Below are 26,322 nucleotides of genomic sequence, written 5' to 3'. Positions count from 1 at the left end.
CTAAAAGCGGTCCAGCAATCGTTCCAGATAGTTGCGCTCAATCTCGGGACGTTCGACTTCCCCCGCGCGGCGCCGGATTTCATCCAACAGGCGGCGGGCTTGGCGATAGACATCTTCGCCTTGCAGCAAACCGTCGTCGGTTCCGGCCGCACCACGATTGCCCTGCGAGCGCCCTAGAGGATCGCGGTTGGCGCCTTGCGCTTGAGCATTGCCCTGCGAACCCTGTTGCTGAGCTTGGTCCATCGCATCACCCAGCGATCTCATACCTTCACGCAAAGCTTCCATAGCTTCGGCCTGTCGATCGATCGCAGTGGCAAGATCATCCTGCCTCAGAGCTTCCTCCGCGCCGTCCATTGCATCACCGGCCCTTCCAAGAGACTCTCGGGCGGCATCGCCTTCTGGGGTGCCAGCGCCTGGCAAATTCTGCATTTGACGGTCGAGCTCCTGCCGAAGTGCCTGTTGCCGGTCACCAAGTCCCATATCGCTGGATTCATTTCCACCCTGGCCTTGCTGACCGTTCTCCTGTTGGCCTTGTGCGGTGCCTTCCTGTCCTTCACCTTCCCCTTCGCCGCCAGTGCCGTCATGCGCTGTGCCGCGTCCCTCGCCACCATTGAACCCCTGATTTTCGCCTGATTGTCCGGCCTGCGCATTTGGATTGAACTGTTCCTGCAACTCTCGGAACGCTTCATCCGACAAGCCTTGCTGTTCTCGCAGAGTGTCCGCGAGCCCCTGCATGGACTGATCGCCTTCGCCGTTCTGACCCTGTCCCTGAGTGACCTGCATGTTCTCAAGCATACGCTGCAGTTCCTCAAGGGCTTGCTGCGCTTCGGCCATGCGCCCCTGTTCCATCAGTTCTTGAATTCTGTCCATCATCCGCTGCAGATCGTTCTGATCCATTTGCATGGAATTCTGGGCCTGCTGCTGATCTCCGGATTGCTCGCCTTCCTGCTGGTTTCGGCGGGCGAGTTCGCGCATGTAGTCTTCCGTAGCTTCCCTGAGCTCCTGCATCAGGCGCTCGATTTCGGCATCACTTGCGCCGTTCTTCATCGCCTCTGCCAAACGCTCCTGAGCTTGCTGCAAGCGCTCAAGTGCATTGCCCAAAGTTCCGTCCTCGAGGTTCAAGGCGAGTTCCCAAAGCGCTTCTGCCAACTCGTCGCGTTTTTCGTCCGTCAGACCATAAGCCTTGAAGGCCTCCAGACGTCTTAAAATCGTGCGTAGCCGCAGATAGTCTGTTTCCCGCTTAAATATTCCGTCTACCGGATTGTGGCTAACGGCACGCATCAGTTGGGCAACACGCGGGGCGTTTTCTTTGGACCATAACAGATCGCGGCGCATCTCGATCACCGCCGCTGCCAGCGGATCGAAGAACCGTCGCGCAGGCAAATCAATAGGCAGAGTAACGCTTTCGCCAGTCTGGCCTGCCGCATCTTCGGCAATCAAAGTGACAGTCACCGGCAGATGTGCCCAAACGTGTTCGGAAAAGTCCTCAATAAGTATTTCTTCAAACGAAGCTCGGTCGCCTGAAATCGGCAGGGGCAAGGGTACGGAAATTGGCTCGCGCGCCTCGGGTTCTAGCGCAAGACCATAGGTACGACTTACACTCGCGAGATCCAGGTTGATAACGGCCGTTCCACCCACCACTTCGTAGTCATCGCTCCCCTCGAAAGGCAGCGTCATCTCGCCACGCGCAGAGGTGTCAGCACTGCCAGTCATTGCAATTTCAGGTGCGGTGTCTCGCAGGAGGGTCACATCCCATTTCGCACCGCCGGGCCCGGAAATCTCCAGAGTTCCATCCTGCGCTGCCAGAAAACTTTGTTCCGGTTCCGCTGCACTTGGAAGCTCTCCAGTTCTTGCAGACACTGTTTCCGCCACTGTAAGTGCGCCAACCTCACCATAAAGCCGCAACATGATGCGGCTTCCTTCCGGAATTTCCAACGCACCTTCCGGCTGATCATTGAGATAGCGTGCTGGCAACCCAGTGTAGCGGGGAGGTTCGATCCAGCCTTCCCAAGTAGGACCAGCGGCCAAGTCAGTGACGCCATTGGAAGCGATTTCCCCGATTTGGCCTACTCGCGCCACAGAGCCAAACAAAAGGCCAATCAACAACAGAAGCGTCGCAGTGTATCTAAGGCCGAATGGGTCCAGTCGAGCCAACTGCAAGTTCGGTTTAACCGCACGTGCTGCTTTTGCGCGTTCTGCCATGCGGTCCTGATGCGCTTGCCAAATTGCTTGGGAACCGGCATCCCCTTCCCCAATCGCAGGCGCGTCGCGAAGCGCTTGCAACGGGCGACCGGGCAGCGTTGAATCAAGACGAGCTATGGTGTCTTCACGCGTTGGCCAATGGACTTTGGCGACGCCGCGAGCAACAAACCATCCCACAGCCAGGACAGCGAATATTCCAATGGCCCAGATGGCTTCAAGCGGCAGCACGTCCAGCGCTCCCATCATGACGCTGGCGGCAAGTGCAAAGAGAATCGTCCAGACAGGCCAGAATGCACGGGTCAGCGTCTCGGCCAACAGGCCAAGACGCGTCAGCCCAAGCACAAAGCCCAAGCGTTTCAAGGCTGTTTCACTGGTCGACCGGTTGCTCACAGCGCTCCCATCCACAGGCAATTTAGAGGCGATTGTCCCACCCCTGAGGCGGATGCCTCAAAGCCATACGGGGATGCTATCGCGGTTTATCATCTCTTCATAGGTGGGGCGTTGCCGGATAACTGCAAATTGATCCCCTTTCACAAGCACCTCGGGGATCAGAGGCCTGGAGTTATACTCACTCGACATTACCGCGCCATATGCCCCCGCACTGCGGAATGCCACAAGGTCGCCCGCCTCCAACTTGGCGATGTCGCGAGCTTTCGCAAAAGTGTCTCCACTCTCGCAAACTGGTCCGACGATGTCGTACTTGGCCGGCTCGTGGCCGGGCTCCGGTTCGACAACAGGCACGATATCATGATGCGCTTCGTACATGGCCGGTCGGATCAGATCGTTCATCGCTCCGTCGATAATCAGGAACTCCCGGTCTTCACCGGACTTCACATAGATGACCTTGCTGACCATGATACCCGCGTTACCGGCAATCAAACGGCCCGGTTCGATTTCGATTTCACAGTCCAGATGACCAAGCGTGCGCTTGACCATCGCCCCGTATTCTAGAGGCAACGGCGGCGCTAAGTTGGAACGCTCATAAGGAATGCCAAGCCCGCCGCCCAAATCAAGTCGACGGATGTTGTGACCATCAGCGCGGAGGGTTTGCGTCAGTTCCGCGACCTTTTTGTAGGCTAATTCAAAAGGCTCGAGCTGTGTAAGCTGACTGCCGATGTGCACGTCTATACCGACAACATCGAGCCCCGGAAGACTGGCCGCCAATGCATAAACCTCGCGCGCGCGGCTAATAGGGATGCCGAACTTGTTTTCAGATTTCCCTGTCGCGATCTTTGCGTGGGTCTTGGCATCCACGTCCGGGTTAACGCGAATGGCAATCGGAGCCACCTTGCCAAGTCGACACGCGACGGCGCTGATCGCCGCCATCTCTGGTTCGCTTTCGACATTGAACTGGCGAATACCTCCGGTCAGCGCGTCCGCGATCTCCACCTCGGTCTTACCAACCCCGGAAAAGACGATCTTGTCTCCCGACACACCGGCGGCTTTGGCGCGCGCGTATTCCCCTCCGGAAACGACATCCATGCCCGCGCCAACCTCGGCCAGAGTTTTGAGGATCGCCTGATTCGAAGCTGCTTTCATCGCGTAGCATACGAGATGCTCTGTTCCCTCCAATGCCTCGTCAAAGAGACGAAAGTGACGCTCCAGAGTCGCCGTAGAGTAGCAATAAAACGGAGTACCAACCTGAGCAGCTATTTCCGAAACTGGAACGTCTTCAGCATACAATACGCCGTCGCGGTAGAGAAAGTGATCCATGCGGCGCCTCCAGCCTGCTCATTTTCACGTCAGCGTTCGTCATAACGTCGTGCCCGACGCCGTTCAATGGCACAAATTGCCGATCAGCGAACAGGTTTCGCGCGCAAAAACAGGTATAGCGGCAAGCCGCAACTCACACCGATCAACCAGGTCGCAGGAATCGCCAGAAGCGCAAGCCAGTTCCTGCGAACCGCAACTTCGGCGATTATCCAGACATTCAGGGTGATCGCCGAAATCACCAGATCCCAATAGATTCCGGTGACGGCATCATTCGCCTTCCAAAGCGCGACCATAGCCTGAAGGTCAAATCCGTTCTCTGCGATCCACGGAGCAAAATAGGCCATCGGATGGATGGCCCCCCAAATCGCAAGAGCAAGAAAAATGTATCTCAGCGGGGACATGGCTAGCTCCGAAAGTGTTTTCATTGGCATTTACGCCAGACAAAGCCTTTCGGTTCAACCCTTTGCCAATTTTTACCAGCACCCATACCGGTAACAGCCACCGCCGACAGAAATCGAAACCGGACCATTGCTTATTCCGATGTGCCCCGAAGTATGCACCCCATCCGAACCGATACCGATGGTGCCGGACATGGTTGGTGTCCACGGTTCTCCATCAACTCCACAAGCAGCAACTAGGCATAAGAACGCAAAAGCAAAAACGACTCGCATAAGATCATCCGAAAATTGGGCAGCTTCATGAAGTCTATCGCGCCAGGCAATACTTGGCAAAGACGACTTCCGAGGAAAATGTCGTGGCCCGCGCCCCGGATCAGAAGCTTGTCACCACACCGACCCGTGCCGAGCCGCTTATTGTGATACCGGATTGTTTCTGCGGCTCAGGCTCGGCTGGGCGGTATCCGGTTGGCTCACAAGCTGCCAACGCGAAAACCGCAAAAGCCATAGCGCCGCGCAATACCATCAAAGAACTTCTTTCCAGCGCGCAATCTGTTCGCGCACCCGCTCAGGCGCTGTACCACCGTATGACAACCGTGAGGCTACGGAATTGTGGACGCCAAGAACGTCAAACACGTCTGCGGTGATCGCCGAATGTACACTCTTCATGTCCTCGAGCGTCAAATCCGGCAAATCACAGCCGCGCGCCTCTGCCATGGCAACCAACGTGCCAGTAACGTGGTGCGCATCGCGGAACGGCATGTTGAGTGCACGCACAAGCCAATCTGCAAGATCAGTCGCAGTAGAAAACCCGCTTCCGGCGGCCGCCTCAAGGCTATCCCGATTGGCGGTCATATCCTTGACCATGCCTTCCATTGCAGCAAGCGCCAACATCAAGTTATCCGCCGCGTCAAAGACTTGTTCCTTGTCTTCCTGCATGTCCTTGGAATAGGTCAGCGGAAGCCCCTTCATCACCATCAGGAGGGCTGTATTTGCACCGAAAATCCGGCCGATCTTGGCGCGGATCAACTCGGCCGCGTCCGGATTTTTCTTTTGCGGCATAATGGACGATCCGGTCGAAAAGCGATCCGAAAGTGTCACGAAACGGAATTGCGCAGACGACCAGATCACAAGTTCTTCGGCAAATCGGCTCAAGTGCATCGCACAGATACTGCTTGCCGACAGAAATTCCAACGCGAAGTCACGATCCGCCACCGCATCCAGCGAGTTGGCAGCCGGACGGTCAAAACGCAAAGCTTTGGCTGTCATCTCACGGTCAATCGGGAAAGACGTCCCCGCCAGAGCCGCTGCTCCAAGTGGCGACTCGTTCATACGGGCACGCGCGTCTTGGAAACGCGACAAATCACGTCCGAGCATTTCGACGTAGGCCATCATGTGGTGGCCCCAAGTCACCGGTTGTGCAGTCTGAAGATGGGTAAAGCCCGGCATAACCCAGTCTGCCCCAACCTCAGCTTGCGCAACAAACGCGCGGATCAGCGCCGAAATTCCTTGAATGGCAGCGTCAATTTGATCCCGAACCCAAAGTTTGAAGTCTGTCGCCACCTGATCGTTGCGGCTGCGCCCTGTATGGAGACGGCCCGCGGGCTCTCCGATGATCTCCTTCAGACGCGCTTCGACGTTCATGTGGATGTCTTCCAGTGCGGCGGAAAATTCGAAGTTGCCGGTTTCAATCTCTGACAAGACCGTGAGAAGCCCTTCCCGAATGGCTTCGGCATCGCTATCAGTCAGGATGCCCGTTTTGGCAAGCATCGCCGCATGGGCCCGCGAGCCTTCGATGTCTTGCGCAGCCATTCGCTGGTCGTACCCGATTGAGGCATTGATTGCCTCCATGATCGCGTCCGGTCCTGCGGCAAAGCGGCCGCCCCACATCTGGTTCGAGGTATCTTTGGTCATCGTCTGCCCTTCGGAGGGATTATGAAAGTTATCGGGTCCATCAAGGAGTGTTCCGCGTCGGTTTATACGGCGTGCGCAGCAATCGCAATTGCAGCAGGTCTCTTTGTCGCCACTCCAGTATCAGCAACCGAGGCGGTCACTCTCGAGGCCGTATCGGCAATGCGCGAAGGCGACATGCGCAAACTGAACTTCCACTCTGTTTCAAAAGACATCTCATCCAATCCGTTCATTTCCGAAGACGGCGAGGAAATCACTCTCGCTGACTACAAGGGAAAAGTCGTTTTGCTGAATTTCTGGGCCACTTGGTGTGCGCCCTGCCGCCATGAGATGCCGATGCTTTCCGAACTGCAAACTCAATTGGGCGGCGACGATTTTGAGGTGGTCACCGTTGCCACTGGTCGCAACATGGTACCAGCAATGAAGAAGTTTTTTGCCGAGATTGAGGTCAACAACTTGCCCCTGCATCGCGACCCCAAACAAAAGCTGGCCCGCGACATGGCGGTTCTTGGTCTTCCCGCGACGGTCATCATTGACGCGGACGGCAAAGAAATCGCGCGACTTCAAGGAGATGCAGACTGGTCGAGCGAAAATGCGCGTGCTATTGTCGACGCGATAATAACGATGAATAACCAGTAAGCGTCCATTTTCTCAGGCGCTGTAATTGAATGACTTACCGCCTGCTGTCACTTCTGTTTGCCTTCCTGTTATGTGTCGGGCCTTTGGTGCCGACGATTTCTCACGCTCAAGGCATCAACGTAGAAAAGAAAAAGAGCCGTCTGCACGAGATTGCCGGTTTCAAACTGCGCGGTGATGCAAAATCCGAATTCAGGAAATTCAAACGCAAAGCCGAGTTTTACGGCGCCTTCTTTGCGAACAGCTCCGAGAAGACTGCCGGTTACTACTATAACGCCAGTTCTGTTGAAGTTGCAGAGGATTACGCCCGTCAGGCCTGTGAAGCGAACTCACGCAATCCCTTGGGATGCGTCCTCTACGCGCGCGTCCTGCCAAAGAAGTATGACCCCAGCGAGTCGGGAGTTACCCTGTCGCGCCAAGGTAACAAGGATTTTCGCGAATATTTGCGCGTTCAGGATCCGGAGCGCTACGGCGCTTTTGCCTTGAGCGAAAACGGGGCCTCCGGCTTCAGCTGGGCGGAACACAGTCGCGGCTCTGCCGAGTCCGAGGCGATCCGCCGGTGCGAAAAGTCGGCCAAAAAGCTTTTGAGGAAAACGCCAAAGCACCTCCGTGAAACCGTAGCCGACCCGACCAAACAAGGCTGCAGAGTAGTCCACTGGTCCGGTTGACCCAACGCCACCTTTGACAAAATGTCGCTCGAAGGCTCTCCTTTGTACCGGAGGAGGAGGACGGGCATGTCACTTACCGTATTGCTCGCGCTGGTGGTCTTCGGAATCGCCGGGATCACTGCGCTGCTACATGTTACGGGCCACACGGCGTCGCAGCGTTTTGCGTCAGAGGAAGAGGCGCGCGCCGCTTGGCACAGAGAAGTTCCCGACAAACCTGTGACTGGCGTGAGGTTGTCGTCGGACAAGCGCGCAGCACTAATCACTTTCCAGAATGGCGCTGGGGTCGTTTGGACATTGGGCGACGACACCGTAGCGCGGGTTCTGGACACGAAACTTCCAACGTCTGTTGCTCGCGGCCTACGGTTTACCTTTCACGACTTCGGTTCATCCTCGCTCACCGTGCGCCTTGACGAAAAAGAACGTGACCATTGGCGAAGACTTCTGAGGGCATAATGACCGATCAACTGACATATCCGGACGTCGTACAACTTGCCGTCCCACTTTTTATTGGCGCGATTCTGCTCGAGCTTGTTTGGATCATGTTGAAGGGTCGCGGTGGTCGGTACGAAACCCGAGACGCAGTGACTTCGCTTATCATGGGCGCAGGCAATGTGGCATCCGGCATTCTGCTAGGCTTTATTGCTTACGGATTTTTTATGGTGCTATGGGAAATCACGCCATTTGATTTGGGCACAAGTTGGTGGATTGTTCTCGTCTGCTTCGTACTGGATGATCTGCGGTACTATTGGGTGCACCGGTTCGGCCACCGAATCCGGTGGGTTTGGGCCAGCCATGTCAATCACCACAGCTCTCAACATTACAATCTCACCACCGCCTTGCGGCAAACTTGGACCGGAACGTTTACGTTTATGATGGTCGTGCGCGCACCCTTGATCCTCTTTGGGTTCCATCCGGCAATGGTATTATTCTGCGGCGGCCTTAATCTGATCTACCAATTCTGGATTCACACCGAAGCAATTCACAAATTGCCGCGCTGGTTCGAGGCCGTCATGAACACACCGAGCCATCACCGCGCCCACCACGGTCGGAATGCACGGTATCTGGATTGCAATTATGCCGGCGTTTTCATCATCTGGGACAAATTTTTCGGCACATTTGTTCCGGAGCAAGACCATGACAAGGTCGATTACGGGCTCGTACACAACCTCGGGAGCTTCAACCCCTTACGAGTAGCCTTCCACGAATGGGTTGGTATCTTCCGCGATATGACCCAAAGCGGACTGTCGCTCCGTGAGCGCGTTATGTACGCGGTCGCCCCACCTGGCTGGAGCCATGACGGCAGTCGCATGTCGTCTGAGGAACTCAAAGAAGACCACCTGAAGCGTCATCCAGAGGACCGCGGAACAGCGGGGTTCTCCAAATAGTGCATGAACGTATGCGGCCTTAACAATGATTGTGGCGGTTTCTTGACTTCCTTGTGGCAGGGCATACATTTGGGTTGAAAGACGACAAAGGAGAGTCCCCATGTTTGTCAAAGCTTCGATGATCCGTGACCTGATCGCCCGCGCCAAGGAGCGTGTCGAAGAGCTGGCTGATATGCTGGACGCAGAGTTTGGCAGACTTCAACCCGAAGAACGCGCCGTTCTGGTTCCTGTCGAAAAAGACCGTCGTGACCCGCGTTTTCCACGCGGATAATCGCTAAATTTTCCAACAATTCTAAAGGCTTTTGCGCTGCGCATGTGTCTGCTGCGTTAAAGAAGGATTCACCAGTAATCCTCTATTCTGCTTCGGAGCTTGGACTCACGCAGGATGCCGAGATGGATAACCCGAAGAAGAAGAACCGCAAAGCAAAGATGAGCCGCGAACAGCGCAACCCGCTGGCCTACGCGGTGAATTCACGCGATTCGTCCACTTTGGACATGGTTCGGGACGCCATCCGCCACAAACAGGTGATGCTTGCATTCCAACCAGTCGTGCAATCCGGTCGCACCAAACACGCTGCATACTTTGAGGGGTTGTTACGCGTTCTGGACGAAACAGGCCGGATCATCCCAGCCAAGGACTTTATGAACGCTGTCGAAGACAGCGAACTAGGTCGCCAACTGGATTGTCTCGCACTTGAACTTGGTCTGGAAACGCTGGCTTCCCAACCGAACCTGCGCCTGTCTATCAACATGTCCGCCCGCTCGATCGGTTACGCTCCTTGGATGCAAACCTTACAAATGGGTTTGGCAAGGGGAGCCACGGTGCCGGAACGACTTATCCTGGAAATCTCGGAAAAATCTGTGACACAAGTGCCGGAAATTGTGCGCGGTTTCATGGAAGACCTTCAAATCAAAGGTATTTCCTTCGGCCTCGACGACTACGGTGCCGGTCTTTCTTCGCTGCGCGTCTTCCGCGACTTCGACTTCGATATCGTCAAACTGGATGGATCCTTTAGCCGCGACATCGCAAACGACTCCGCAAACCAGGTGATCGCCAGCGCCGTTGCTGCCGTCGCCGAACGCTTTGACATGATCTCTGTTGCCAGCCGCATCGAAAGCCCGACAGACGCGCAGACAATGCATGAGCTTGGTTTTGATTGCCTTCAGGGATTCGCATTTGGTGCGCCCACAATCTCCCCGCCATGGGAAAAGAAGGCGCGTCGCTCCTCGGCTGCCTGACGTACTCCTCCGTAGTTCTACCTCTGGGACAAGCTGTCCGTTGCCGCACTGCGGCAAATGCGCTATTTACGTCGCGGAAAGGTGTTTAGGCACCTTGTTGGAGGGGCGTGGAGCATTGATGCTGCGCCCGACACCAAGTGGAGGACTACCCAATGACCAATGTCGTGATCGCGTCCGCAGCCCGCACCGCCGTGGGCAGCTTTAGCGGTTCTTTTGCCAACACCCCGGCCCATGATCTGGGCGCCGCCGTGCTCGAAGCACTCGTCGCCCGTGCCGGTGTTGAAAAATCCGATGTTTCCGAAACCATTCTCGGTCAGGTGCTGAGCGCCGGTCAGGGACAGAACCCCGCGCGCCAGGCTCACATCAACGCCGGCCTGCCTATTGAAAGTGCTGCATGGGGCATCAATCAGGTCTGCGGCTCAGGCTTGCGCGCTGTTGCCCTTGCCGCGCAGCACATCCAACTGGGCGACTCCAATATCGTCGCCGCCGGTGGCCAGGAAAACATGACACTGTCGCCGCACGTGGCACACCTTCGTGCCGGAACCAAAATGGGCGACGTAAAATACATCGACTCTATGATCCGTGACGGTCTTTGGGATGCGTTCAACGGTTACCACATGGGCCAGACCGCTGAAAACGTAGCTGAGAAGTGGCAGATCAGCCGTGAACAGCAGGACGAATTCGCTGTTGCGTCGCAAAACAAGGCAGAAGCCGCTCAAAAAGCAGGGAAATTTGACGACGAGGTAATCCCTTTCACGGTCAAAACACGCAAGGGCGACATTGTCGTGGACAAGGACGAGTACATTCGCCACGGCGCGACGATTGATGCGATGCAGAAACTGCGTCCCGCTTTTGCAAAAGACGGTTCGGTTACCGCCGCAAACGCATCCGGCCTGAACGATGGTGCCGCTGGTGCTCTCCTGATGTCCGCAGAAGAAGCCGAGAAACGTGGCATCGAGCCGTTGGCACGGATCGCCTCCTATGCAACCGCCGGACTCGACCCGTCCATCATGGGCGTCGGTCCGATCTACGCGTCTCGCAAGGCGCTCGAAAAGGCCGGCTGGAAAGCGGAAGACCTTGATCTTGTTGAAGCGAACGAAGCCTTCGCCGCGCAGGCTTGTGCCGTCAACAAAGACATGGGTTGGGACCCGTCAATCGTGAACGTTAACGGCGGCGCGATCGCCATTGGACACCCGATTGGAGCATCCGGCGCGCGCATTCTCAACACGCTGCTGTTTGAAATGAAACGCCGCGATGCCAAGAAGGGTCTTGCGACGCTTTGCATCGGTGGCGGTATGGGTGTGGCCATGTGCCTAGAGCGTCCGTGATTCTGGCGCCCCGTATCTGATTCTGCGAGGGGGCGCCCAGTTGGGCGCCCCTTTGCCTTTTTGGGAGGCACTTTTCGCACAAGCAGCAAAAAATATCTGCGGTGCGGCAATTCATCACGCAATTTTGTTGCGCATCTTGTTTATAGATCGTAACAGAATTACCAGACCATTTGCCTAATTGGAGGGACCCACATGGCAAGAGTAGCACTCGTCACCGGCGGTAGCCGCGGTATCGGTGAAGCCATTTCCAAAGCACTTAAAGCCGAAGGCTATGAAGTTGCAGCAACCTACGCCGGCAACGACGAGAAGGCGGCAGCCTTCACCGAAGCGACCGGCATCAAGACCTACAAGTGGAACGTCGCAGACTACGAGGCCTCCAAGGCAGGTCTCGCGCAGGTCGAAGCTGACCTCGGCCCAATCGACGTTGTTGTCGCCAATGCCGGCATCACTCGGGACGCGCCTTTCCACAAGATGACTCCCGAGCAGTGGCACGAAGTGGTCGACACCAACCTGACCGGTGTCTTCAACACGGTACATCCTGTTTGGCCCGGCATGCGCGAACGCAAGTTCGGCCGCATCATCGTTATCTCTTCGATCAACGGTCAAAAAGGACAGTTCGCTCAGGTAAACTATGCCGCAACCAAAGCTGGCGACCTGGGTATTGTAAAATCCCTCGCACAAGAAGGCGCGCGCGCAGGCATCACCGCCAACGCGATTTGCCCAGGATACATCGCGACTGAAATGGTCATGGCCGTTCCCGAGAAAGTCCGCGAGTCGATCATTGGTCAAATCCCGACAGGCCGTCTTGGCGAGCCTGAGGAAATTGCACGCTGTGTGACGTTCCTTGCCTCCGAGGACGCCGGCTTCATCAACGGATCTACAATTTCCGCAAATGGCGGTCAGTTCTTCGTATGACCCTGCCGCTTACTAAAAACAATAAGGGCCGGTCGCTTGACCGGCCCTTTTTCTTTGCCCCGTAAGTGCTTTGGCGAAAAAGCTCAGCGGGACGGCACCGTAAGGCCAAAGTCGGCCAGCGGTGTTTCGGATTTGCCAAACAGCCATTTGAACATTCCGACAAAGGCGCGGCTGCGCTCTGCGTGGGCGTCTTGCATGGCTCTTGCGATACGGGCGTTTGCGGCTGTTTCGATCATGATGCGCCTCCTTAGGCTTGGCATTTGCAGTAATTCTTAACTGCAACTTATATGACACTCGCAAACAAAACCCACAAACGAGACTTTTCACACTTTCAGTTAAGCTGTACTTAAGTGAATATGCCTGACCGCCTTCCCCCACTCACTGCTCTTCGAGCCTTTGAAGCCGCAGCCCGCCACATGTCTTTCGCCAAAGCTGCCGACGAACTTTTTGTCACGCCAGCTGCGCTATCCTATCAAATCAAGTCGCTCGAAGAACATCTGGGAGCGCCGCTCTTTCACCGACTCAACCGAGCTGTCTCGCTTACCGAGGCAGGCGAAGCTCTGGCTCCCGGTGTCAGCGACGGTTTTCAGTCACTAAGCGCTGCATGGCGCACCGTGCAACGCTTGACCGATGACGCCACACTGATGGTCACGGCCGGTCCGGGTTTCACTGCAAAGTGGTTGGCGCCACGCTTCTTTGAGTTTGCTCGCGCACATCCCGAAATCGACCTGAGGTTTTCAGCGACACTGCACAACGTTGATTTTGGACGAGACGAAGTTGACGTGGCCATCCGCTTCGGCCGCGACCAAACAACGCCGGGGCTGTGGAGCTACGAGTTGCCCGAAGAATGGGTCACGCCTGTGATGACACCGGAATTGGCAAAGCAATATCCGACGCCTCAATCTCTGGAACACGCGACGCTGATCCATGACGAGTCAATCAATTTTCTTACACCTCGTGCGGACTGGTCGGCATGGACCCGCATGATGGGGGTGTCGTTCGATACTTCACATGGACCGCGCTTCACTGGGGCCGATCACTCCATCGACGCAGCGCTCGCGGGCGCAGGCGTGGCCTTAGGCCGACGCGCCCTTGTGGTCAAAGACATTAGCGAAGGGCGTCTCGTCGCACCATTCGCGGAGGCCATTGTCTTGCAAGCCCGTTTCCGCTTTCTCTGTCAAGACGGGGTACAGGACCGCCCGCATATCGCTGCCTTTCGCAACTGGATGCGGGAGGAAATCGCCAAAACCGCACATGTGACAGAGGCGCTCACATTGATCCCAATCGAAGACATCCCCGAACAATGACCCGATCCCGCGCCACCTTTGTCGGTTTCATAGCGATTCTTCTTTGGTCGCTACTGGCTTTGTTCACGGTTGGAAGTGCTCCGACCCCTCCCCTTTTACTGAATGCGATCTGCTTCGCCATCGGCGGTGCCTTGGGAGTTGTCTGGGGTGTCCGCACAGGAAACCTGAAAAGCCTGCGCAGCGTGCCATGGACTGTTTACTTATTTGGAACTGTCGGGCTGTTTGGTTACCACGCACTCTATTTTAGTGCGCTCCGCAATGCGCCTGCGGCTGAGGCGGGCCTGATCGCCTACCTTTGGCCATTGCTAATTGTGCTCCTGTCAGGTCTACTTCCAGGGGAGCGACTAAGAGCTGGTCACCTGATTGGCGCATGCCTTGGGCTCGGCGGCGCTTCACTGATTATCTCCGGAGGTGCGACGGGCTTTGATCCCGCCCACACAAAAGGCTACTTGCTCGCATTGGCCTGCGCGTTCACCTGGTCCACCTATTCCGTTGGCTCGCGCCGCTTTGGTGACGTTCCAACAGCATCGGTAATTGTTTTCTGCTTGGCCTCTTCTGTTTTGTCATTGGGCCTGCATCTGGCGGTCGAGACAACCGCCTGGCCGCAAGGAGTTCTAGGCTGGGCGGCAACAGCAGCACTCGGCCTCGGGCCAGTCGGCCTGGCCTTTTATGTCTGGGACATCGGAGTCAAACACGGCGACATACAACTGCTCGGCACGGCGTCCTATGCGGCACCGCTTCTGTCTACGCTGGCCTTGGTGGCCGCAGGAGTGGCTGCGCCAACATGGTCATTGGCGCTCGCCGCTTTGATGATCACCGCAGGGGCGGTATGTGCCGCTTTGGCCAGTATGAAATCAAATTAGATTTCCGGTCGGCGGCTTGGAAAAGTTACGCCGAAAGGCGCGTGATCTCTTCCTTGAGCTTAAGCTTCTGCTTTTTCATTTCAGCAATTTCAAGATCGCTGGCACCGGGTGAACGCTGCTCCGCTTCTACTTGGTCAGAAAGCGCTTCGTGCTTGCGTTTCAGTTCTTCCAGGTGTGCGCTTACGCTCATATCGTCTCTCCTATCAAAACAAAAACTGTATGAGGATTGCACCACAGAAACCGCGCCCTGTCACGCTGGACTTGCGCTGCTTTTGCAACAACAGCGGAAAATTGCCGCAACCGTGCGCGCCTGTCATAATTTCTTTGGAAACGTGAATTTTTGGCAAGGCGTGGAAATCGCTAACGTTTCTCGCTGACGCCAATCCTATGCTGTCTCGCAACAACACCCCTGCAAAATTCCGATTTATTTTTTGTTGCTTCCGAAAGCCAAGGCCGCCCCATCGCGCAAAACCGAGCGAATCTCCGGCGTATAGCTCTCGCCATCGGTTTCGTGACGCGCGCCTTCGTGCATCATTACAGGCGCACAAAGACGAAAATCCGCACGGCCGCCTTTGCGGGCGCGCAAAACCACCAAACCCGCATCCCGTCCAGCTCGGGCCTGCAGCGGCAAAATCTCGATGGATCCAAGCTTTTTGCCTACGTGCATCAATAACTCGGGCAGCCTCTCCGCTCGGTGAATGAATGTGGCATACCCCTTTGGCGCAAGACGACGCGCCGCCACATCGACCCAAACAGACAACGCCGTGCCCTCCCCCATCGCAACCTCTCGGCCTTCATTCGCCGCGGGAGAACTCGCCGTCCGGTCAAAGTATGGCGGATTGGCAATCACATGATCGAACAGGCGTAGCCGGAAATCATCTGGCAGCGTCGCCAGATCACCTTCGCGTATGTCCGCCACGATGTCGTTCGCATGAGCGTTTTCACGGGCAAGCGCGGCATAGGTTGGCTGAACCTCAACAGCGGCCAAACTCAACTCTGGCACACGCATCGCCAAGCAAAACAACGCAGTGCCCACACCGCACCCCAACTCGAGCACAGATTGCCCGCTTTTCGCAGGTATTGTCGCGGCCAGCAAAACCGGATCAACTCCTGCTCGATAGCCCTTTAGTGGTTGCCGAAGTGTCAAACGCCCGCCAAGGAAGGCATTTTCGGACGTCTCGATCAACGGTCCCGTCCCAACGCGATATTGTTGTCCGCCATGACAACCTCAGCGGCTGATAAATCGTCCTGCCGCACCATCAATCTGCGGGGCAAAATACCGATACTACCTTCCAGCACGCTCATATTTACGTCCATTTCAAAGCAGTCTATACCCTCCCCCTGAAGCAGGGCGGAGGCAAAAGCGATGATCGTCGGGTCGTTGCTGCGCAAAAGCTCTTTCATAATAGGGATGTAAGAGCAGGGGTAAGCACTTGTCGACCCCAGCCACAAGAAGTTGAGCCAGGAAAATAGCGTATGGGCCTCGATACCGCAGCCAGCAAACCTCACGAAGCTCTCGCCGCCTTGCTGGCCGAAGAGATGGACGCCGTTAACGCGCTGATAGAAGAGCGTATGGCTTCCGAACATGCTCCACGTATTCCCGAGGTGACAGCGCACCTCGTAGGCGCCGGCGGCAAACGGCTCCGTCCGATGCTCACGCTCGCCGCGGCACGACTGTGCGACTATACCGGCCCCTATCACGTCCACCTTGCTGCAACCGTGGAATTTATTCACACAGCCACTTTGCTTCATGATGACGTCGTCGATGAAAGCGCGCAGCGTCGCGGACGTCCCACGGCAAACCTTCTTTGGGACAACAAAAGCTCCGTTCTGGTTGGTGACTATTTGTTTTCTCGCAGCTTCCAGCTGATGACGGAAACAGGCAACATCGACGTTTTGCGTATCCTATCGAACGCATCTGCAACGATTGCAGAAGGCGAAGTCCTTCAACTTACCGCCGCCACGGATCTCGCAACCGATGAGGGCGTGTACCTTCAGGTTGTACGCGGAAAAACCGCTGCTTTGTTTTCGGCCGCCACCGAAGTCGGCGGGGTGATAGCAGGGGCCGACACTTCGCATGTCAAAGCCTTGTTTGATTACGGAGACGCCCTCGGAATCGCTTTCCAGATCGCGGACGATCTACTCGACTATCAGGGCGACAGCGCGCAAACCGGGAAGAACGTCGGCGACGACTTTCGTGAACGCAAATTGACTTTGCCAGTGATCAAAGCCGTCGCGCAATCCACCGAAGAAGAACGCGCATTCTGGATCCGCACGATTGAAAAAGGCCGTCAGGAAGAAGGCGACCTTGAGCACGCGCTGGGGCTCATGGCCAAGTATGACACGTTGACCGCAACACGCGACGACGCGCTGGCTTGGGCGGAGAAAGCCAAGTCCGCAATTGGGCAACTGCCGGAACACGAGATCCGCGAGCTGTTGGCCGACATAGCCGACTACGTAGTCGCGCGACTAAACTAAAGTCGGTTTTGAGCATCTGACCATCTGGGCGCAAACCCGAAAGCCAGATTCTGGGCAATCTCTCGCCTCTCCACGGCAAGGTGATCAGCCTGATCTTTCTCTGTGCCATTCTCTAAGCTATCAAGAACTAATTTTAGAGGATTGACGCAGCCGCCCCTTGGCCACGCGGTCCACCACATAGGAACCGTAAATGCCTGTTATCTTACGCTTACTTGCAATCGCCCTGCTGGCTTTGCCAACTATTGCCACGGCGCAATCGACGGAAGCACCCGCCGGAATTTCTCTCGAACTCAATGCGGTAGAGGACGTCGAAGGTGCGTGCCGGTTCACTTTTGTGGCTCACAATGAGACGTCTCAGGCGATCGACAAGGCCGTTTTCGAAACCGTGATCTTTGACGCTGAAGGTGCCGTTGTACGACTGGCGCTGTTTGATTTTCGTGAGTTACCTGACGGCCGCCTGAGAGTCCGCCAATTCGACGTTTCAGGCATGAACTGCAATGCAATTTCTCAAGCCCTTATCAATGGGACCAACAGCTGCGTTATTGATGGTGTGCAAAGCACTGTTTGCAGCGACGGACTGTCACTGAGCAGCCGTATCACCATAAAACTACTGGGATGAATGCGATGGATGGTTTGCGCGATGTATTGGCTCTTGGTGGGCCGGTGGTGGCAATTCTTTTGGTGATGTCGGTTCTGACCTTTGCTGTCACGATCTACAAACTCTGGCAATTCGCAGCGTCTGGAGTCGGCCGCCACAAGGTGCTGTCCGAAGCGCTGTCAGAGTGGGATGCAGGCGACGCAAACGCTGCGCAGGCGCGCCTTTCGCAAAGCCGCAGCTATCTTGCGCCTTTCATCGAAGCGGCCATCCACATGCCCAACTCCCAAGCCTTGAGCGACCGTTTGGACGCAGAGGCCGGCCTTGCCCTTGCTCGCTTGGAAAGGGGATTTCGCCTACTGGACACGATTGCCCAACTGGCGCCTCTGCTCGGCTTGTTTGGCACCGTGCTCGGCATGATCGAAGCTTTCCAAAGTCTTCAGTCTTCCGGCGCCTCGGTTGATCCTTCGTTGCTCGCAGGCGGCATCTGGGTGGCTCTTGTTACAACTGCAGTCGGACTTGCGGTGGCGATGCCCACATCTATGATCCTGTCTTGGCTCGAGAGCCGAACCGCCCGCGAACGCGTCTTTGCAGACAAGGCACTACGTACGGTTTTGATGCCACGGGGCGCCGCCGGTACGGTCGCCTCAAATGCGGCGCAGGGCCATGCGTAACCTAGCGCCATTTGTGCGCCGCCCACTGGCCCTCACGCCGTTGATCGACGTGATTTTCTTGCTGTTGCTGTTCTTCATGTTGACATCAACCTTTTCCACCTTCGGTGAAATCGAACTCAGCAACGCACGCCAGGGAAGTGGAACGGCGCAAACAACCGTGGACCGTCACTTTGTGCAGCTTGGTCCGGACCGTCTGACCCTGAATGGACAATCTGCAACGCTGGATGACATTGCCAGCGATATTGAAGCCGGTCAGGTTCTGGTCAGTCTCGATCAAGGCACCACCGCCCAACGCCTCGTGGATTTCCTACACCAAATGCGCACGCGCGGCGATCTTGACGTGCTGGTCTTGGAGTGACCCGATGATCCGCCAGTCGCCACTTCGCAAAAAGCGGGACTCGACCATCCCCTTGATCAACGTCGTTTTTCTGATGCTGGTCTTTTTCCTGATCGCCGGCACTGTTGCTGCACCGCTTGATCCTGATCTGAACCTCGTACAGACAAGCGACCTTGAGGGGCGCGAACCACCGGATGCACTCATTTTGCATTCAGACGGCAGCCTCACATTCCGCGGCCAAGCCACAACTGCTGAGGACTTTGTCGAAACCCAAGGCGGCGGTCCAACACGCATTGTGCCTGATCGGGACGTGGATGCCCTACGCTTGATGGAAGTCACCGGCGCCTTGCGCAATGCCGGCGCATCTTCCGTTATCCTTGTGACCGAGCGGGCGTTGCAGTGATCCGCCGGTCCCTACTCATCGCCTGCTGTGCGCTTCTTTTGTCCCTCGCAGTGCACGTGTTGGGGCTGGGCGTTGCAGTCCGCGTTGATCGCGCCGCTCCGCCTCAGGAAACAGCCGGAGATGTGATCGCGCTTGGCAATGCGTTTGAAGACATAGCAGAAACGGTACAGGAGCCTGAACAGCCCGAAACAGTTCCGGAACCCGAACAGGACCCACCGGTCGAGCCTGTGCCACCCAGCGAGGCGGAAGTACCCGACACAGAAGTTCATGTAGCCTCCGAGAATCCGCAAGATACGTTTGCACCGGACACCGGCGCCGCCGAAATCGTCGAACCGGTCCCCTTGGCCGGTACACAAAGTGATTTTGTGTCAGAACCAGATGTCACCGAGCCATCAGCGCAACCGGACGAGACAGAACCGGTTCAACCTCAAACGGACACGCCGTCGCCTCTCGGTTCGGAAACCGAAACCGCCGAGGCTCTTGAACCGGTCGCCCCGATCGAATCTGCCCCCCCTGTCGAACCGGAAACTACGGACCCATCGGATGAGGTGATCGCCTCCCTGCCGGAAACTGCTCTGCCTGTTGTGCCTGTCACGCCTCTTGTCGACCCTCAAGAAGAACAGGTTACCGAGCCCGAACTGGTTGAACCCCTTGAAGATGCTCAGGACGCGCCGCCTGAGAACAGCACCGAAACCGAGCCCAAACCGATGTTTCCGGGTTGGCGTGACGGGTTTGAGGAGCTGCGTAATTCTACCGAAACCGTGGAATCTCCGCTGGAAACCTACCGCCGCGAAGGATCTCTCGCCACTGTCGGTGGGTTCGGTATTGAAACCGGCTCCGGCGCCAATTCCCGCGGCCCGGGCAACTCCACCACAACGAATTATGCTGGCCGCGTCCTTGTGCACCTCAACCGAACACCACCGGTTCACGTCAAAGCGCCGGGATGGGCACGGGTGTTCTTCGAGATCAGCCCGGACGGTTCCTTGAACTGGGTTGAGGTCGTCGATGGTTCCGGCAACGCGGACGTCAACCGCGCCGCCCGCATCCAGATCCAGCGGGGCGCTCCTTTCCCGCTCCCTCCCAACGGCGAAAGCCGCCAGTTGTCCTTTTGGTACCGCTCTAGGTAAAGGGCTCGGGACGGATCGGAACTTGTCGGGGAAACCCAATCTCGGTCAGGACAAAATCCAAGACGTCTCAATCCACCAATCCGCATAATCCGTCCTGATTGCTTCTGCAGCGGCATCTCGGCTTTCAACGCTCTCAAATAGTCCGAAACACGTCGCTCCGGACCCGGACATGCGCGCGAGCTCACATCCAAGGCAGCCTCGCAAAGCGCTCAACACTTCGGCTATTACGGGGCGCGCCGCAATTGCCGGCGCTTCTAGATCGTTGCGCTGTGCCGCAAGCCAACTTACAGCATCCGATCTGTCGGACCAGTCCGGAAATTCGTCAGGCATCGGTGGATTGTTCTTGCTTTGCAAGGCCGCGAAGACCGTCGGAGTCGGCACATCCACTCCCGGATTGATCAACAAGACGGGCCAGCGGACGCCATTCGCCAAAGGAGCTATCTCTTCACCGATGCCCGACATGCGCTGCCAGCCATGTCCAACACAAACCGGAACATCTGCCCCAAGCGAAAGAAGATCAGCCACAGGTGGCACCGGCTTGCCGGTTAGGTCGGCAAGCGCGCGCAAGGTGGCAGCAGCGTCCGACGACCCACCCCCGATTCCCGCGGCCGCTGGAAGATGTTTTTCCAAGGCGATATGCGCCGAAACCCCGAAGGTTTTTGCCGCCTTGTGAACCAGATTGCTCTCATCCGAAGGCACGCCTTCCGCAAGAGGCCCCGTCACCGTAAGTGATGTGTCAGGAGCCCGCTGCACAGCGAGCCGATCACCGATATCAGCAAACACAACTAGAGAGTCGAGCAGATGATACCCATCAGCCCGTTGTCCTGTGACATGCAAAGTCAGATTGATTTTGGCCGGCGCAAACGCCTCAACCGTCCGAACCATCGACCACTTTCAACGGCTCAGCGCCTTCTTCTTCGAGTACCACGTCCAGACCGACCTCGAGCTTGCGCCGAATGCGGTCTGGCTTGGCTTCTTCTGCGGTTTCTTCGTCAACGAAACTCAACGCGCGTCGCCATTGGAACTGCGCCTCCAGTTTGCGGCCAACGGCCCAGAAAGTGTCGCCCAGATGGTCATTTACAACGGGATCGACAGGCATCAGTTCCGCAGCCCGCTCCATCTGAATGACGGCCTCATCATAGCGCCCAAGACGGAACAACACCCAACCGAGACTGTCTACGATGTACCCGCTGTCGGGGCGCGCCGCCACGGCGCGCTCGATCATATCCAGAGCTTCTTCCAGCTTGATCTGTTTCTCTACCAGCGAATAACCAAGATAATTCAGAACCTGAGGCTGCTCGGGGTTCAGTTCCAACGCTTTTCGGAAATCCGCCTCGGCTTGCTCCCAATTGTCCAGCCGTTCGTGTGAAATGCCACGCGCGTAAAACAGGAACCATTGGCGCTGCTCCAACTCCTCGAAAATCTCGATAGCTGTGTCGTAAGACGCCACAGCCGCTTCGAACTCCCGCTCCTGACGGTGCAAGTCCCCAAGCGACGAATGCACATACGGCAAATGACCCTGGCTCCGCGCAAGCTGTTCCAAAACCTCGATTGCAGCTTCTAGCTTACCCGATTCCCGAAGCGCTTCCGCCCGTCCCATTTCTGCGGCGTGGAAAGATGGATGGTCCGCTGGTACGCGTTTGTAAGCTTGAGACGCGAGCTCATACTGGTCGAGCGCTTCCAACAATTCCGCGGTCAAAAGGATTGCTTCGATATGGTCGCTCCGCAGCGCCTCCGCAATGCGGGCATAAAGCAACGTGTAATCCGCGTTGGCCTCGTTCTGAAGGGCGCTTCCAATCGTATAGTAAACTTCGGCGATGCCATCCTGTGCGCTGCGCACGTGAGTGAATGGCAGCTGGTTTCCTTCAATCAGGTCCGCCTGCATCTGTCGCAACTCGGGGTCCAGATCGCTGCCAAACACCTCATCGAGTAGAGCAAGCGCATCATCGTTCCGGTCCAACTGGCTTAGTACCTCGACCTCGGCCATCACACCGCGGCGCGTGCGCTGCAAACCGTTTTCGGCACCACTTGCGAAAATCTCGTCGGCCCCTTCGAAATCACCAACCGAAGCAAGCGCCAGCGCCTTGTGGTAAGCCGAGAACCCGGAAAGACCGGGTTCGGAAGCGACCGCATCAAATGCAGCCAAGGCTTCGGACATCGCTCCGCGTCCGATCTGCGCCCAGGCTTTCATCAGCCCGTCGACCAGAGGGCCCACTCCACGGTTTTCAAGCCGCGACAGCAATTCGGAATATTGGCCGTCCTGAACCATGCCAGAAGTGATCACCATCTCGGCAATCTGACTTTGGAATCCCTCCGCATCGAGTTTGCGCGCCACCGGCATCGCACGATCCATCTGCCCTAACGCCACAAACGCAAGCACCGTGTTTTCCAGCAACGCAGGGTTGGACGGATCACGGGTCAGGGCTTCTGAGTAATATCGCGCGGAATTGGCGTAATCACTGCCATAACTGGCCTGTCGCGCCGCCAAATAAGGCCCTGCAAAACTGTCAGCATTCGCAGGCACCGCCATTGCCGCCACAAGGGCAGAAACGGCAACTGAGCGGAAAAAACGATGGGCCACGGGCAACTCCTGTTCAAATAACCTCAGAAAGGTAATCTGCCCCTGCCTAACACGCAATGGGGCGGCCCGCAGGCCGCCCCATGTTTTTCGGCAAATCTTTGCGAATTGCGATCACATGTTCGGGTAGTTCGGCCCGTCACCACCTTGCGGTGTGGTCCAGGTGATATTCTGGCTCGGGTCTTTGATGTCACAGGTTTTGCAGTGAACGCAGTTCTGGAAGTTCACAACAAAGCGTGGTTCGCTGCCTTCTTCTTCCACGACCTCATATACGCCAGCCGGACAATAACGCTGCGCCGGTTCCGCAAATTTCGGCAGGTTGACCGAAATCGGCTTGGCCGGATCCGCCAAACGCAGGTGACACGGCTGGCTCTCCTCGTGGTTGGTCATCGAGAAGCTCACGTTGGTCAGGCGGTCGAACGACAGCTTGCCATCAGGCTTGGGATAGTCGATCGGCTTGTGTTTGCTTGCTTCCTCGGTCGCCTCGGCATCGTTCTTGCCGTGGCCCAGTGTGCCAAACAGCGAGAAGCCACCGGTCAACGTCTGGAACCACATGTCGAAACCGCCTAGGGCCAGCGACGCTGTCAGGCCCCACTTGGACCACATCGGCTTTACGTTACGCACTTTCTTGAGATCTTTTCCGATCGCACCACCGCGCACGTCTTCTTCATAGGCGGTAAGCTCGTCACCGGCCCGCTCTGCCTTGATTGCATCGAACGCGGCTTCGGCAGCGGCCTTACCGGAAAGCATCGCGTTATGGTTGCCCTTGATGCGCGGTACGTTGACCATGCCTGCGGAACACCCAAGAAGCGCTACGCCGGGAGCAACAAGCTTCGGCATGGATTGCCATCCACCCTCGGTGATGGCGCGCGCGCCATAAGCCACGCGCTTACCGCCTTCCAGAAGTTCGGCAATCATGGGGTGATGCTTAAACCGTTGGAACTCCATGTACGGGAACAAATGCGGATTCTTGTAGTTCAGGTGCACCACGAAGCCGACGTACACTTGGTTGTTTTCGAGGTGATACACAAACGAACCACCTCCCGCATTGGAGTTCAGCGGCCATCCCATTGTATGGGTGACAGAACCTTCTTTGTGCTTGGCAGGGTCGATCTCCCAGATCTCTTTCATCCCCACGCCGTACTTCTGTGGTTCTTTGCCCGCTTGCAGATCATATTTGGCAATCACTTCCTTGGACAGAGAGCCGCGCACGCCCTCTGAAAGGAACACGTATTTACCATGCAGCTCCATACCTGGTTCGGTGTTGGGACCGTAAGAGCCGTCCTCTTCCAGACCGAAGACACCGGCAACAACGCCTTTGACTTCGCCGTTATCGCCATAGACCAGCTCGGAACACGCCATGCCCGGGAAGATTTCGACCCCCAGTTCTTCAGCCTGTTCTGCCATCCAGCGACACACATTGCCCATCGACACGATGTAGTTGCCGTGGTTGTTCATCAGCGGTGGCATCGGGAAATTCGGAATTCGGATTTCGCCCGCTTCCCCCAGCATATAGAAATTGTCTTCGTTTACCGGCGTGTTCAGCGGTGCGCCTTTTTCCTTCCAGTCAGGGATCAACGCGTCCAGGCCACAGGGGTCCAATACAGCACCGGATAGGATATGCGCACCCACCTCAGAGCCTTTTTCCAGAACCACAACATTGAGGTCCGCATCCAACTGTTTCAGACGGATCGCAGCAGACAGGCCCGCCGGCCCCGCACCGACGATAACAACGTCATATTCCATGGCTTCGCGTTCGATTTCCGACATTGGCTTCCCTTCCCGGATCGCTGGCGTAATTTTCTTTCGCATCTGCTAGCGCGAGTTTGACGTTTCGGTCAATCAGAACCCAACGACATTTCGGCCGAAAACGACATGTTTCGCTGCGGCACAGCATATTTATGCTTGCAAAGCGCTCCGCTCTTGCATTTCTACGGGTGCTCGGGGCAAGTTGCGCCACGTGTTTTACAAATGACCAGCCTTTGCGTCAGTATTGCAGAGGCCAAAAACAACCGACGGGACTGCCTCATGGACAAACTACCAATGACCCGCGCTGGCTATACGGCGCTCGAAGCAGAATTGAAGCAGCTCAAATCCGAAGAACGTCCGGCGATCATCGAGGCGATCGCCTCCGCACGTGAACTTGGCGACCTAAAGGAAAACGCCGAATATCACTCAGCGCGTGAAAAGCAGGGTTTCATCGAAGGCCGCATAAAGGAACTCGAAGGCGTGATAGGCCTCGCGGAGGTCATTGATCCCACGTCGCTGTCCGGTTCCATCAAGTTCGGTGCGACGGTGACCCTCGTGGATGAGGATACGGATGAGGAAAAGACTTGGCAGATCGTTGGCGAGCACGAGGCCAACGTCGAAAAAGGCCTCTTGAACATCAAGTCCCCTCTCGCCCGTTCCCTGATCGGCAAGGAGGAAGGCGACAGTGTTGAAGTGCGCACCCCCGGGGGCGAGAAAAGTTACGAAGTGCTCGCCATCGACTACAAATGAGCCAGTCAAACGGTCAGCAGAAAATGACAGAAGAACGCGACAGCAAGTCGACTCCGCTGGGCATCTACGACAAACCGCGCGTACCAACCGTGACCGGTATCGAAGTGATCGCGGTTGCGCTCAGCTTTGTCTGGCTGGCAGCCGCTGTCATCTTTTTTCTGGTTCTGGAACCCGGTGCGCTGGGGGACGTTGATAATCTCCGGTTCATAATGACCCTACTGGCGATTTTTATGCCTGTTGCCATGATCTGGGTCGCAGCAACAGCTGCGCGGTCGGCGCGAGTGGTTCGTGAAGAAAGCGCACGCCTGCAGGCGGCGATTGACGGCATGCGTCGCACCTATGTGTCACAATCTCAAGGCGCACAGGCCCAAATGGGCGCAGAGCCTTCGGTCGCGCGCAAACTCGATGAAATCGCCGCAGCGACACGCAAGACAGAGACAGCGTTGGCGACATTCTCCACCAGCCGCGAACGCGAGAACGGCATTCGTAAGCCGGCGGAACAAGCGCCTTCCGAGGACGGTGCAAATCAAGGACTTCTGGAACTCGGCACGCCCGCAGAGGTGTTGGGACCACCGTTGTCTAGGGAAGACTTCATCTCGGCTCTCAATTTTCCAGAAAACGCGGATGATGCCGAAGGTTTTGCGGCACTGCGCAAAGCTCTCAAGGACCGCAAGGCCGCACACCTCATTCAGGCCAGCCAGGACATCCTCACCTTGCTGAGCCAAGACGGGATTTACATGGACGACCTGCGTCCGGATCTGGCCCGCCCGGAAATCTGGCGACAGTTCGCTGCGGGCGAACGGGGCAAACCCATTGCCGCATTGGGCGGCGTGCGTGACCGCAGCTCCCTTGCCTTGGCCGCCGGTCGCATGAAACAGGATCCGATCTTCCGCGATGCGGCGCACCATTTCTTGCGACGCTTTGACACCAGCTTTGTCGAATTCGAAGAGACCGCAACAGACGCCGAGATCGCGCGCCTGGCTGATACGCGAACCGCGCGGGCCTTTATGCTTTTGGGACGTGTTGCCGGAATCTTCGACTAATTTCTTGCCCGTACTGGTTCACCGGT

Annotated in this window: 29 protein-coding genes; 18 read left to right on the top strand and 11 right to left on the bottom strand. The window is 56.7% G+C overall.

The window, feature by feature from the left end:
• From BXY66_RS02705 to argH, 4 genes are all read right to left on the bottom strand, one after another.
• Nucleotides 1-2,592, bottom strand: coding sequence for a TIGR02302 family protein (locus BXY66_RS02705; protein ID WP_132858637.1), 2,592 nt, complete (start codon nucleotides 2,590-2,592; stop codon nucleotides 1-3).
• A 57-nt stretch (nucleotides 2,593-2,649) separates the two neighbouring features.
• Nucleotides 2,650-3,915: a diaminopimelate decarboxylase gene (gene lysA, locus BXY66_RS02700; RefSeq protein ID WP_132858636.1), complete on the bottom strand. Its 1,266-nt coding sequence runs from the start codon at nucleotides 3,913-3,915 to the stop codon at nucleotides 2,650-2,652.
• Nucleotides 3,916-3,998: 83 nt separating this feature from the next.
• On the bottom strand, nucleotides 3,999-4,316 hold the full coding sequence (locus tag BXY66_RS02695) for a DUF2834 domain-containing protein (RefSeq protein ID WP_132858635.1): 318 nt from the start codon (nucleotides 4,314-4,316) through the stop codon (nucleotides 3,999-4,001).
• A gap of 519 nt (nucleotides 4,317-4,835) precedes the next feature.
• Nucleotides 4,836-6,224 (bottom strand): argininosuccinate lyase, encoded by a 1,389-nt coding sequence (argH, locus tag BXY66_RS02685; RefSeq protein WP_132858633.1) that lies wholly within the window; start codon nucleotides 6,222-6,224, stop codon nucleotides 4,836-4,838.
• A gap of 21 nt (nucleotides 6,225-6,245) precedes the next feature.
• Between argH and BXY66_RS02680 the strand changes: the two genes are divergently transcribed.
• The 8 genes from BXY66_RS02680 to phbB all read left to right on the top strand — a co-directional run bounded on the left by BXY66_RS02680 (nucleotide 6,246) and on the right by phbB (nucleotide 12,392).
• A complete protein-coding gene (locus BXY66_RS02680) occupies nucleotides 6,246-6,860 on the top strand; it encodes a TlpA family protein disulfide reductase (protein WP_132858632.1) in 615 nt (204 codons plus the stop codon).
• Between the two features lie 29 nt (nucleotides 6,861-6,889).
• A complete protein-coding gene (locus BXY66_RS02675) occupies nucleotides 6,890-7,525 on the top strand; it encodes a hypothetical protein (protein ID WP_132858631.1) in 636 nt (211 codons plus the stop codon).
• 66 nt (nucleotides 7,526-7,591) lie between these two features.
• On the top strand, nucleotides 7,592-7,978 hold the full coding sequence (locus tag BXY66_RS02670; protein ID WP_132858630.1) for a hypothetical protein: 387 nt from the start codon (nucleotides 7,592-7,594) through the stop codon (nucleotides 7,976-7,978).
• Entirely contained in the window at nucleotides 7,978-8,910 is a 933-nt protein-coding gene (locus BXY66_RS02665) for a sterol desaturase family protein (RefSeq protein ID WP_132858629.1), read from the top strand. Before BXY66_RS02670 ends, BXY66_RS02665 begins: the two co-directional genes overlap by 1 nt.
• 100 nt (nucleotides 8,911-9,010) lie before the next feature.
• Complete coding sequence (locus BXY66_RS20390; RefSeq protein ID WP_165929089.1) at nucleotides 9,011-9,181, top strand: hypothetical protein; 171 nt, start codon at nucleotides 9,011-9,013, stop codon at nucleotides 9,179-9,181.
• Between the two features lie 122 nt (nucleotides 9,182-9,303).
• Nucleotides 9,304-10,149, top strand: a complete 846-nt coding sequence (locus tag BXY66_RS02660; RefSeq protein ID WP_243694279.1) for an EAL domain-containing protein — start codon at nucleotides 9,304-9,306, stop codon at nucleotides 10,147-10,149.
• Nucleotides 10,150-10,301: 152 nt separating this feature from the next.
• Nucleotides 10,302-11,477, top strand: a complete 1,176-nt coding sequence (locus tag BXY66_RS02655) for an acetyl-CoA C-acetyltransferase (RefSeq protein WP_132858628.1) — start codon at nucleotides 10,302-10,304, stop codon at nucleotides 11,475-11,477.
• A gap of 192 nt (nucleotides 11,478-11,669) precedes the next feature.
• Nucleotides 11,670-12,392: an acetoacetyl-CoA reductase gene (gene phbB, locus BXY66_RS02650; RefSeq protein ID WP_132858627.1), complete on the top strand. Its 723-nt coding sequence runs from the start codon at nucleotides 11,670-11,672 to the stop codon at nucleotides 12,390-12,392.
• An 83-nt stretch (nucleotides 12,393-12,475) separates the two neighbouring features.
• Here the strand turns inward: phbB and BXY66_RS20385 are convergent, their stop codons facing one another.
• Complete coding sequence (locus tag BXY66_RS20385; protein WP_165929088.1) at nucleotides 12,476-12,628, bottom strand: hypothetical protein; 153 nt, start codon at nucleotides 12,626-12,628, stop codon at nucleotides 12,476-12,478.
• A 120-nt stretch (nucleotides 12,629-12,748) separates the two neighbouring features.
• On the opposite strand from BXY66_RS20385, the gene gcvA reads away from it, so the two are divergent.
• Together gcvA and yddG are read left to right on the top strand one after the other, a co-directional pair.
• Nucleotides 12,749-13,699: a transcriptional regulator GcvA gene (gcvA, locus tag BXY66_RS02645; protein WP_132858626.1), complete on the top strand. Its 951-nt coding sequence runs from the start codon at nucleotides 12,749-12,751 to the stop codon at nucleotides 13,697-13,699.
• Nucleotides 13,696-14,562, top strand: coding sequence for an aromatic amino acid exporter YddG (yddG, locus tag BXY66_RS02640; RefSeq protein WP_132858625.1), 867 nt, complete (start codon nucleotides 13,696-13,698; stop codon nucleotides 14,560-14,562). The genes gcvA and yddG overlap by 4 nt, the downstream gene beginning before the upstream one ends.
• Before the next feature lie 25 nt (nucleotides 14,563-14,587).
• Here yddG and BXY66_RS02635 read toward each other — a convergent pair whose 3' ends face one another.
• The 3 genes from BXY66_RS02635 to BXY66_RS02625 form a co-directional block, all read right to left on the bottom strand.
• On the bottom strand, nucleotides 14,588-14,752 hold the full coding sequence (locus tag BXY66_RS02635) for a YdcH family protein (protein ID WP_132858624.1): 165 nt from the start codon (nucleotides 14,750-14,752) through the stop codon (nucleotides 14,588-14,590).
• A 234-nt stretch (nucleotides 14,753-14,986) separates the two neighbouring features.
• Nucleotides 14,987-15,748: a tRNA1(Val) (adenine(37)-N6)-methyltransferase gene (locus tag BXY66_RS02630; protein ID WP_132858623.1), complete on the bottom strand. Its 762-nt coding sequence runs from the start codon at nucleotides 15,746-15,748 to the stop codon at nucleotides 14,987-14,989.
• Nucleotides 15,745-15,966 carry a putative signal transducing protein gene (locus tag BXY66_RS02625; RefSeq protein ID WP_132858622.1) on the bottom strand — a complete coding sequence of 74 codons (222 nt, stop codon included), beginning with the start codon at nucleotides 15,964-15,966 and terminating at the stop codon, nucleotides 15,745-15,747. Before BXY66_RS02625 ends, BXY66_RS02630 begins: the two co-directional genes overlap by 4 nt.
• A gap of 72 nt (nucleotides 15,967-16,038) precedes the next feature.
• Here BXY66_RS02625 and BXY66_RS02620 point away from each other — a divergent pair, with 72 nt between their 5' ends.
• From BXY66_RS02620 to BXY66_RS02595, 6 genes are all read left to right on the top strand, one after another.
• Nucleotides 16,039-17,040: a polyprenyl synthetase family protein gene (locus BXY66_RS02620; protein WP_132858621.1), complete on the top strand. Its 1,002-nt coding sequence runs from the start codon at nucleotides 16,039-16,041 to the stop codon at nucleotides 17,038-17,040.
• Nucleotides 17,041-17,230: 190 nt separating this feature from the next.
• Nucleotides 17,231-17,659, top strand: coding sequence for a hypothetical protein (locus BXY66_RS02615; protein WP_132858620.1), 429 nt, complete (start codon nucleotides 17,231-17,233; stop codon nucleotides 17,657-17,659).
• Nucleotides 17,660-17,664: 5 nt separating this feature from the next.
• Nucleotides 17,665-18,309 (top strand): MotA/TolQ/ExbB proton channel family protein, encoded by a 645-nt coding sequence (locus tag BXY66_RS02610; RefSeq protein ID WP_425057054.1) that lies wholly within the window; start codon nucleotides 17,665-17,667, stop codon nucleotides 18,307-18,309.
• Nucleotides 18,302-18,667: a biopolymer transporter ExbD gene (locus BXY66_RS02605; protein ID WP_132858618.1), complete on the top strand. Its 366-nt coding sequence runs from the start codon at nucleotides 18,302-18,304 to the stop codon at nucleotides 18,665-18,667. The genes BXY66_RS02610 and BXY66_RS02605 overlap by 8 nt, the downstream gene beginning before the upstream one ends.
• Nucleotides 18,668-18,671: 4 nt before the next feature.
• The gene (locus BXY66_RS02600) at nucleotides 18,672-19,049 is read left to right on the top strand and encodes an ExbD/TolR family protein (RefSeq protein WP_132858617.1); all 378 of its coding nucleotides are present in this window, start codon (nucleotides 18,672-18,674) and stop codon (nucleotides 19,047-19,049) included.
• Nucleotides 19,046-20,176, top strand: coding sequence for a TonB family protein (locus BXY66_RS02595; protein ID WP_132858616.1), 1,131 nt, complete (start codon nucleotides 19,046-19,048; stop codon nucleotides 20,174-20,176). The genes BXY66_RS02600 and BXY66_RS02595 overlap by 4 nt, the downstream gene beginning before the upstream one ends.
• Nucleotides 20,177-20,221: 45 nt before the next feature.
• Here BXY66_RS02595 and BXY66_RS02590 read toward each other — a convergent pair whose 3' ends face one another.
• The 3 genes from BXY66_RS02590 to BXY66_RS02580 all read right to left on the bottom strand — a co-directional run bounded on the left by BXY66_RS02590 (nucleotide 20,222) and on the right by BXY66_RS02580 (nucleotide 24,524).
• Nucleotides 20,222-21,061 (bottom strand): 4-(cytidine 5'-diphospho)-2-C-methyl-D-erythritol kinase, encoded by an 840-nt coding sequence (locus BXY66_RS02590; RefSeq protein ID WP_132858615.1) that lies wholly within the window; start codon nucleotides 21,059-21,061, stop codon nucleotides 20,222-20,224.
• Entirely contained in the window at nucleotides 21,045-22,757 is a 1,713-nt protein-coding gene (locus BXY66_RS02585) for a tetratricopeptide repeat protein (RefSeq protein WP_425057053.1), read from the bottom strand. The genes BXY66_RS02590 and BXY66_RS02585 overlap by 17 nt, the downstream gene beginning before the upstream one ends.
• 111 nt (nucleotides 22,758-22,868) lie before the next feature.
• Entirely contained in the window at nucleotides 22,869-24,524 is a 1,656-nt protein-coding gene (locus tag BXY66_RS02580) for an electron transfer flavoprotein-ubiquinone oxidoreductase (RefSeq protein ID WP_132858614.1), read from the bottom strand.
• Nucleotides 24,525-24,782: 258 nt separating this feature from the next.
• On the opposite strand from BXY66_RS02580, the gene greA reads away from it, so the two are divergent.
• The gene (greA, locus tag BXY66_RS02575) at nucleotides 24,783-25,253 is read left to right on the top strand and encodes a transcription elongation factor GreA (RefSeq protein WP_132858613.1); all 471 of its coding nucleotides are present in this window, start codon (nucleotides 24,783-24,785) and stop codon (nucleotides 25,251-25,253) included.
• Complete coding sequence (locus BXY66_RS02570) at nucleotides 25,250-26,296, top strand: hypothetical protein (RefSeq protein ID WP_132858612.1); 1,047 nt, start codon at nucleotides 25,250-25,252, stop codon at nucleotides 26,294-26,296. The genes greA and BXY66_RS02570 overlap by 4 nt, the downstream gene beginning before the upstream one ends.
• Nucleotides 26,297-26,322 lie beyond the last annotated feature (26 nt).

It is taken from the genome of Shimia isoporae (genome assembly GCF_004346865.1).
GTDB lineage: Bacteria > Pseudomonadota > Alphaproteobacteria > Rhodobacterales > Rhodobacteraceae > Shimia > Shimia isoporae.
Note: the sequence above shows the minus strand (reverse complement) of the source record. Positions and strands in the feature narration are given on the sequence as shown.